Origin of the sequence: Pantoea sp. CTOTU46764 (assembly GCF_031974595.1) — a bacterium.
GTDB classification, from domain to species: Bacteria; Pseudomonadota; Gammaproteobacteria; order Enterobacterales; family Enterobacteriaceae; genus Pantoea; species Pantoea trifolii.
Map to the genome: position 1 here is coordinate 1 of NZ_DALYOQ010000115.1, position 6974 is coordinate 6974.

General features: G+C 56.4%; 8 protein-coding genes. 1 reads left to right on the plus strand and 7 read right to left on the minus strand.

Going from position 1 to position 6974, the window contains the following annotated elements:
• Positions 1-1032: TIM-barrel domain-containing protein (locus RTM06_RS22380; RefSeq protein WP_312184751.1), on the plus strand; the 1032-nt coding region annotated here is incomplete at its 5' end.
• A 126-nt stretch (positions 1033-1158) separates the two neighbouring features.
• Here the strand turns inward: RTM06_RS22380 and tyrR are convergent.
• From tyrR to pspA, 7 genes are all read right to left on the minus strand, one after another.
• Positions 1159-2724 (minus strand): transcriptional regulator TyrR, encoded by a 1566-nt coding sequence (gene tyrR, locus RTM06_RS22385; RefSeq protein ID WP_265298108.1) that lies wholly within the window; start codon positions 2722-2724, stop codon positions 1159-1161.
• 213 nt (positions 2725-2937) lie between these two features.
• On the minus strand, positions 2938-4011 hold the full coding sequence (locus RTM06_RS22390) for a YcjF family protein (RefSeq protein WP_312184752.1): 1074 nt from the start codon (positions 4009-4011) through the stop codon (positions 2938-2940).
• The gene (locus RTM06_RS22395; RefSeq protein WP_312184753.1) at positions 4008-5405 is read right to left on the minus strand and encodes a YcjX family protein; all 1398 of its coding nucleotides are present in this window, start codon (positions 5403-5405) and stop codon (positions 4008-4010) included. Before RTM06_RS22395 ends, RTM06_RS22390 begins: the two co-directional genes overlap by 4 nt.
• Positions 5386-5634, minus strand: coding sequence for a phage shock protein PspD (pspD, locus tag RTM06_RS22400; RefSeq protein WP_007888070.1), 249 nt, complete (start codon positions 5632-5634; stop codon positions 5386-5388). Before pspD ends, RTM06_RS22395 begins: the two co-directional genes overlap by 20 nt.
• Positions 5635-5681: 47 nt before the next feature.
• Positions 5682-6029, minus strand: coding sequence for an envelope stress response membrane protein PspC (pspC, locus tag RTM06_RS22405; RefSeq protein WP_265298102.1), 348 nt, complete (start codon positions 6027-6029; stop codon positions 5682-5684).
• The gene (gene pspB / locus RTM06_RS22410) at positions 6026-6253 is read right to left on the minus strand and encodes an envelope stress response membrane protein PspB (RefSeq protein WP_007888081.1); all 228 of its coding nucleotides are present in this window, start codon (positions 6251-6253) and stop codon (positions 6026-6028) included. Before pspB ends, pspC begins: the two co-directional genes overlap by 4 nt.
• 60 nt (positions 6254-6313) lie before the next feature.
• A complete protein-coding gene (gene pspA, locus RTM06_RS22415; RefSeq protein ID WP_312184755.1) occupies positions 6314-6973 on the minus strand; it encodes a phage shock protein PspA in 660 nt (219 codons plus the stop codon).
• Position 6974: the final 1 nt, after the last annotated feature.

Consider the following 6974-nt stretch of genomic DNA (forward strand, 5'->3'; position numbering starts at 1 on the left):
AAAGGCTTGCTGGTCAACAGTGAGCGCGGCGTATCGGTGAATCTCGATTTTATGGGCAACACCACCTTTTTCGACGCCACGCATCCCGCCGCCCGCGAGTTCGTCTGGCAGGAAGTTAAGCGCAACTATTATGACCACGGCATCCGCACCTTCTGGCTCGATGAAGCGGAACCGGAATATCGCGCGTACGATTTTGATAACTACCGCTATCATCTCGGTCCGGTTCAGGAAGTGGGCAATATCTATCCGCAGCTGTTTGCCCGCGGATTTTATGAAGGTCTGCAACAACAAGGCGAGAGCGAGATCGTCAATCTGGTGCGCTGCGCCTGGGCGGGCAGCCAGCGTTACGGCGTGCTGGCCTGGTCTGGCGACGTTCACTCTTCGTTCCATGCGCTACGCAACCAGTTCACAGCCGGGCTTAACATGGCGATGGCGGGCATTCCGTGGTGGACCACCGACATCGGTGGTTTTCAGGGAGGAAACATTCATGACCCAGCGTTTCATGAACTGTTGATCCGTTGGTTCCAGTGGGCAGTGTTCTGTCCGGTGATGCGTTTGCATGGTTACCGCGAACCACAGATTGCACCTGAAGAAACCTGGCGTGATGGCATTGCGCAGTGCAACAGCGGCTCACCTAATGAGGTTTGGAGTTACGGTGAGGAGAATTACGCACTGATGAAAAGCTGTTTGCTGCAACGTGAACAGATTCGCCCCTATATTGACGGCCTGATGCGCGAAGCGCATGAGCTCGGCGATCCGGTGATGCGCCCGCTGTTCTATCACTACCCGCAGCAGCCAGAGAGCTGGCAAGTGGAAGACCAGTATCTGCTGGGCCGTGACCTGCTGGTGGCGCCGGTGCTGCACGCCGGGCAGCGTGAACGTGAAGTGTGGTTACCTGCTGGCGAGCAATGGATTGCGCGTAACGGCGAGTGCTATCAAGGCGGACAACGCATCAACATCGTCGCGCCATTGAGTGAAATTCCGGTGTTTAAGCGGGAAGGAAGTCAGGTAGATATTCGCGCACCCGGCTAAAACCAGCTAAATAAACGTAGGGTCGCTATTCATGGCGACCAATGACAAAGACATCTGCTTGCCAAGGTTGATGCACTTTTGCGAGCCAGGTCGCCATGAATGGCGACCCTACAGGATGTGCGAGCTTTATTCGCTGTCGTTACGCTTCTGCCCTAACCCATATTCGCGCAGCTTATTGGCAATGGCGGTATGCGAAACACCGAGGCGTTTCGCCAGTTTGCGCGTGCTGGGATAAGAGAGATAAAGACGCGTCAACACTGAACGTTCGAAGCGGCTGGTGATGTCATCCAAAGAACCTTCCATCGCCTCTTCGCCCAATGACACATCCAGCGCCTGCTCTGGCAACACAATATCTTGTGGTCCAAGCTCATAACCTTCCAGCTGCGTCAGCGCGCGGTACAGCGCATTCTTCAGCTGGCGCACGTTACCCGGCCAGTTGTAGCGCGTCAGGAACGGCGTCAGTTGCGATGAGAGTCGCGGACGCGGCAAGCCTTGTTCGTCGGCGAAACGGGCGACAAACATTTCGGTCAGCGGCAGAATATCCAGCGGACGTTCACGCAGCGGCGGAAGATTGAGCGTCAGCACATTCAGGCGATAAAACAGATCCTCACGGAACTCACCGCGCTGTACCAGCTCAATCAAATTCTTCTGCGTGGCGCAGATCACACGCACATCAACGTGCACTTCATGCTCTTCACCCACGCGGCGGAACGTGCCGTCGTTGAGGAAGCGCAGCAGTTTGGTCTGCATACGTGGCGACATTTCGCCAATCTCATCCAGCAGTACCGAGCCGCCGTTAGCCTGCTCGAAGAAGCCTTTTTTGCCTTCCAGCGCATTGGGGTAAGCACCGGCAGCGTGACCAAACAGCTCGCTTTCGGCCACATCATCCGGCAGTGAGGCGCAGTTCAGCGCCAGGAACGGTTTTTTGCCGCGTGCGCTGCGTAAATGACAGGCGCGCGCCAGCATATCTTTCCCGGTGCCGGTATCGCCGACAATCAACAGCGGCGCGTCGTGCATCGCCAGCTTGCGCGCCTGATCGATCACCTGACGCATTTTTGGCGTAACTGCCACGATGTGATCGAACTCCGAATCATCGGTGACGGTGAGATTCTGCAGCTGTCGGCCCATACGCGCCGTCGATTTCAGGGTGATCATCGCGCCAACCGGCAGATCGCTCTGCCCTTCTTCTTCAGCCAGATAAATCGGTCGCGCTTCCATCAGGAAATCGCGCCCCTGAATCACCACATGCTGCGCCTGCGCGTCAACGCGTTCATTCTCCAGCCAGCGCTGGAAATTAAAGCCGGTGATTAAGGTGCCAACGTTTTGGTTGCGCAGCTTCTGTTCATCAAGGGTAAACAGATTTTGTGCCGCCGGATTGGCCAACTCGACCTTGCATTTCAGATCGATGGATAACACCGGTTCCGGCATCGCCACCAGCAGCGCGCTCAATGCACGATGCTCGCGTTCAGAGGGCATAAACGAAACGGTACGCACATCTGTCACGCCAGGTGTACGGCGGATTTCCGCCATCAGATTGCTGAAGGGTTCAAACTCCAGCGCGGTGAAATTGAGGTAAATGCGACCGAGTGGCGCAATTTCGATGCCGCGCAGGTCGATATTGCGGGCAACCAGCAGGTCGAGCAACTCGCGCGCCAGACCGATTCGGTCCTGGCAGAAAACTTCCAAACGCATTGCGATGAGCCTTAGTCAGGTTTTGATTTTAGTGATAATACGCTAACTTGCAGCGCCTCAGAAGAGGCCTGTCAGGAAAAGTTGACAGCCAGAGGCTGGTGATAAAGGGAAGTGTAGCGGAGCGACCAACAAAAATCCCGCCGAATATACGAGGTAACACAGATAATTTTACCTTTCACGCCAGTTGTAGCGTGAAAGGTAAGCAAGTGCTGATTATTTAGCAGCCTGCCCTGCTTTATCCCCATTTTTTACCAGGGATTCTTTCAGCTGACCGATTAACTCGCGACGGAAATCACCGAGACGCGGCTTATCATCTTCCAGCCACGGTAATGGACAACACAATTCCATCGCTTTAATGCCGAGACGCGCGGTGAGCAAACCGGCACCGATCCCTTGCGCAGCGCGGGTTGACAGGCGCGCGGCAAGATCCTGCGACATCCAATCCATCCCGACTTCACGCACCAGTTCGGAAGCGCCGGCAAACGCCATGTTGAGCAGCACTAAGCGGAACAAGCGGATGCGGCTAAAGTAGCCCAGCTCAATGCCATAAATCGCGGCGATGCGATTCACCAGCCGCAGATTGCGCCAGGCGATAAACGCCATGTCCACCAAAGCCAGCGGGCTGACGGCAATCATCAGCGTCGATTCGGCGGCGTGACGGCTGATTTCACGGCGTGCCTGACGATCCAGTACCGGCTGCACCAGTTGGGCATACAAGGTGACAATTTCACGATCGTTGTGAGTTTCATGCAGCGCCGCATGCCAGCGCTGCAGTGCAGGATGCGCCTGATCGAGCTGGGCCTGCTGCGCCAGCTTTTCACAGAACGCGCGACCTTTTCCCACGCCGTGGCTGTGTAGCATTTCGCGGCCAATATCGCGCTCTTCAGCCCGCTGACGCAGACGATATAAACGCCGCCATTCGCCAATCAGCGCGCCTGCGCCCGCAGCGACAATCAATGTGCCGGCCACGCCGGTGCCGAGGGTAAACCAGTCGCGCACCATCCATGCATCGTGCAGCGTCTGCGCGCCCTGCGCCACCACGCTGACGCCGAAAATAGCCAGGCCAACACCCACCATTTTGCGCCACAGGCTGCGTTTTGGCCGCAGCGCGGCTTCCACCACTTTTTCGCCTTCGCCCTCTTCCAGCGGTTCGGTTTCTGCCGTGGCGAGAAAGGCCTTCTCACTGTCCGCGCTAAAGGTTTGCGCGGCGCGCAGTGGTTTTTCCGCTTCTACCGTCAGCGGACGGGCAAAATCAATGCGTCCTTTTAGAGGTGTTTCGTCGCTCATCGCAATTTATCTCCCAGTAAAAATTCCAGTGCGGCATCCATGCGAATGTGCGGCAGCGGACGATCAACATCCAGCTGCTGCGGCCGGAACTGTTCAAACTGAAATCCCTGCTGTTGCCAGAAATTGTGGCCCGGCAAGCGCGGCGGCACTTCGCCGGGATAGAACGTCAGCGCTTCGTTATCGGCTAAACGATGACCGCGTAACGCCGGTAACTTCTCGCCGCGATGATCCACCAGCCCGCTTTCCGTGGCCTGCACCGAGGCCAAACCGAGGCAATCCATGTTGATGCCTTCAAACGCCGCGTTTTGCCACGCGTCCTGCACCAGCTGCTGCAACAGCGACACCATATTGGCATGCTGATCCGAGGTGACATGATCAGCTTTGGTGGCAGCAAACAGCAGCTTATCGATGACCGGAGAAAACAGGCGGCGGAACAGCGTGCGCTGACCGTAATGGAAACTCTGCATCAGTTGCGTCAAGGCAAGGCGCATATCGTTGAACGCTTGCGGCCCGCTGTTAAGCGGTTGCAGACAATCGACCAGCACGATTTGGCGATCGAAGCGCAGGAAATGATTTTTATAGAATCCTTTCACCACGTGCTGGCAGTAATAGTTGAAACGCTGCTGCAGCATGGCGAAGTTGCTGCCCGCTGGCGCTTGCGCCAGCTTGCTAACCTGCATCTCGTCGACCTGTGGCCACGGGAAGAACTGCAGCGCCGGCGCGCCAGCCATATCGCCTGGCAACACAAAGCGGCCCGGCTGGATAAAGTGCAAGCCTTCACTTTTGCATTGGTGCAGGTAATCGGTCCAGGCCGCAGCAATCGCTGCCAGACGATTTTCATCGACGGGCGCAAAAGGATCGAGATCGGCGCACAAGCTGCGCCATTGCGCTGACCACTCGGCGCGATCGCCCTGCAGCAAGCCCACCATCTGACGTGACCAGCTGAGATAATCCTGCGCCAGCATCGGCAGATCCAGCAGCCATTCGCCGGGATAATCGACGATTTCGAGGTAGAGCGTGGCGGTATCTTTGAAATGGCGCAGCAGCGATTCATCCGGACGATAGCGCAGCGCCAGCCGCATTTCGCTTACGCCACGCGTCGGCGTCGGCCACATTGGCGGCGTGCCGTACAGCTGCGCCAGACCTTCATCGTAGGTGAAGCGCGGCGTGCCGAGTTCGCGCTGCGGTACGCGTTTAACGCCCAGCAGGCGATCTTCGCGCACCACGGAAAACAGCGGCAAACGGGCGCCGCTGTGGACATTGAGAAGCTGGTTAACCAGCGATGTGATAAACGCGGTTTTGCCGCTGCGGCTCAAACCGGTTACAGCCAGGCGCAGATGGCGGTCAACACCGCGGTTCATCAACGCCACGAATTCATTTTGCAGTCTTTTCATCGTTCTCCCTGATGAATCGTGCCGATAAGCGTTTAAACGCTTTGCTCAGCAACGGTTCCAGGGCGGCCGCCAGCAACAGGCGCAGCGGACGGCGCGCCACCGATTTCACTGCCCAGCCAGCGATACCGCCGGGCCCATAAGTTACTGCACTAATAATGATAAATTTCCCCGCCGACATCAACGCAGGTGTCGCGCGACGGCGCAGAGCAGTAAAACGTTGAGTTTGCATAGAGCCTCTTATCACAATAGAAGAAGTGGGCCCGAAAGCCCGGGAATTTAGATCTGGCGGAAGCGGCTGCGTACGCTGAACGTTTCTGAGGTCACGTAACGCTCAACCTCGCGCACCTTGCGCTCATCGCTTTGCAGCGTTGTTTCCAGCTCGGCCAGCAGCTCGCGGGCGCTAGGTTGATGTTCGTTGCTCGCATTAGCGGGTTTCTCATCCAGCACGTAGCCTAAAATGAAATAAGCCACAACGGTGAACATAAACAGCCCAAGGAACAGCGACAGCACCACAATCACGCGCAGTAAGCGCACCGGGATATCGAGGTACTCAGCAATACCCGCGCATACGCCGCGCACTTTGCCCTGCTGCGGAATGCGCCACAGTTTACGGCCATTCATCATGGTTGCCTCCAGTTTGGATGTTCGGCATCCAAAATGGCTTCCAGCGCTTCAACACGCTCACGCATGCGGCGCGCATCCTGAGTAATTTGTTGCAAACGCTGCAGGTCACTCGACGATAAATCGGCGCCGCCGTTGCGTTTGTTGCTGTAATGCAGCCATAACCAGATTGGTGCGACAAACAGCACGAAAATCGTTAAGGGTATGGCTAAAAAAAGTGCGCTCATTGACTCTCCTTAATCACTAACACCATTTTTAACTCGGGCCCGCAATCAGGCCCGTGGCGATCACTCAGGGCGATTCATCTTAGCTTTCAGCGTGGCCAGCTGCTGGCTGATTTCATCATCGGCTTTCAGCTCGGCGAACTCCTGATCCAGACCTTTTGGCTTACCAAAACGCTGGCTTTCTGCTTCCGCTTCCATGTGATCGATGCGACGTTCAAAGGATTCGAAACGTGCCATCGCATCATCAATCTTGCCGCTGTCGAGCTGACGACGCACATCACGTGATGACGATGCCGCCTGATGACGCAGCGTTAATGCCTGCTGACGCGCACGGGTTTCCGTGAGTTTTTTCTCCAGCTCACCAATCTCGCCTTTCATGCGCTCCAGCGTCTCTTCAACCTGGGTCGATTCCTGCTGCAGCGCAGCAATCAAATCAGTCAGTTTCTGCTTCTCAATTAAAGCAGCACGCGCCAGGTCTTCTTTACCTTTATTGATTGCCAGCTCCGCTTTTTCCTGCCATTCGGCCTGCTGAATTTCAGCCTGCTCGCTACGGCGCAGCAGCTGTTTCTTTTCTGCCAGCGCGCGGGCTGAGGTTGAACGGACTTCTACCAGCGTGTCTTCCATTTCCTGAATCATCAGGCGTACCAGTTTCTGCGGATCTTCGGCGCGCTCCAGCAGAGAGTTGATGTTGGCGTTCACGATGTCGGCAAAACGAGAAAAAATA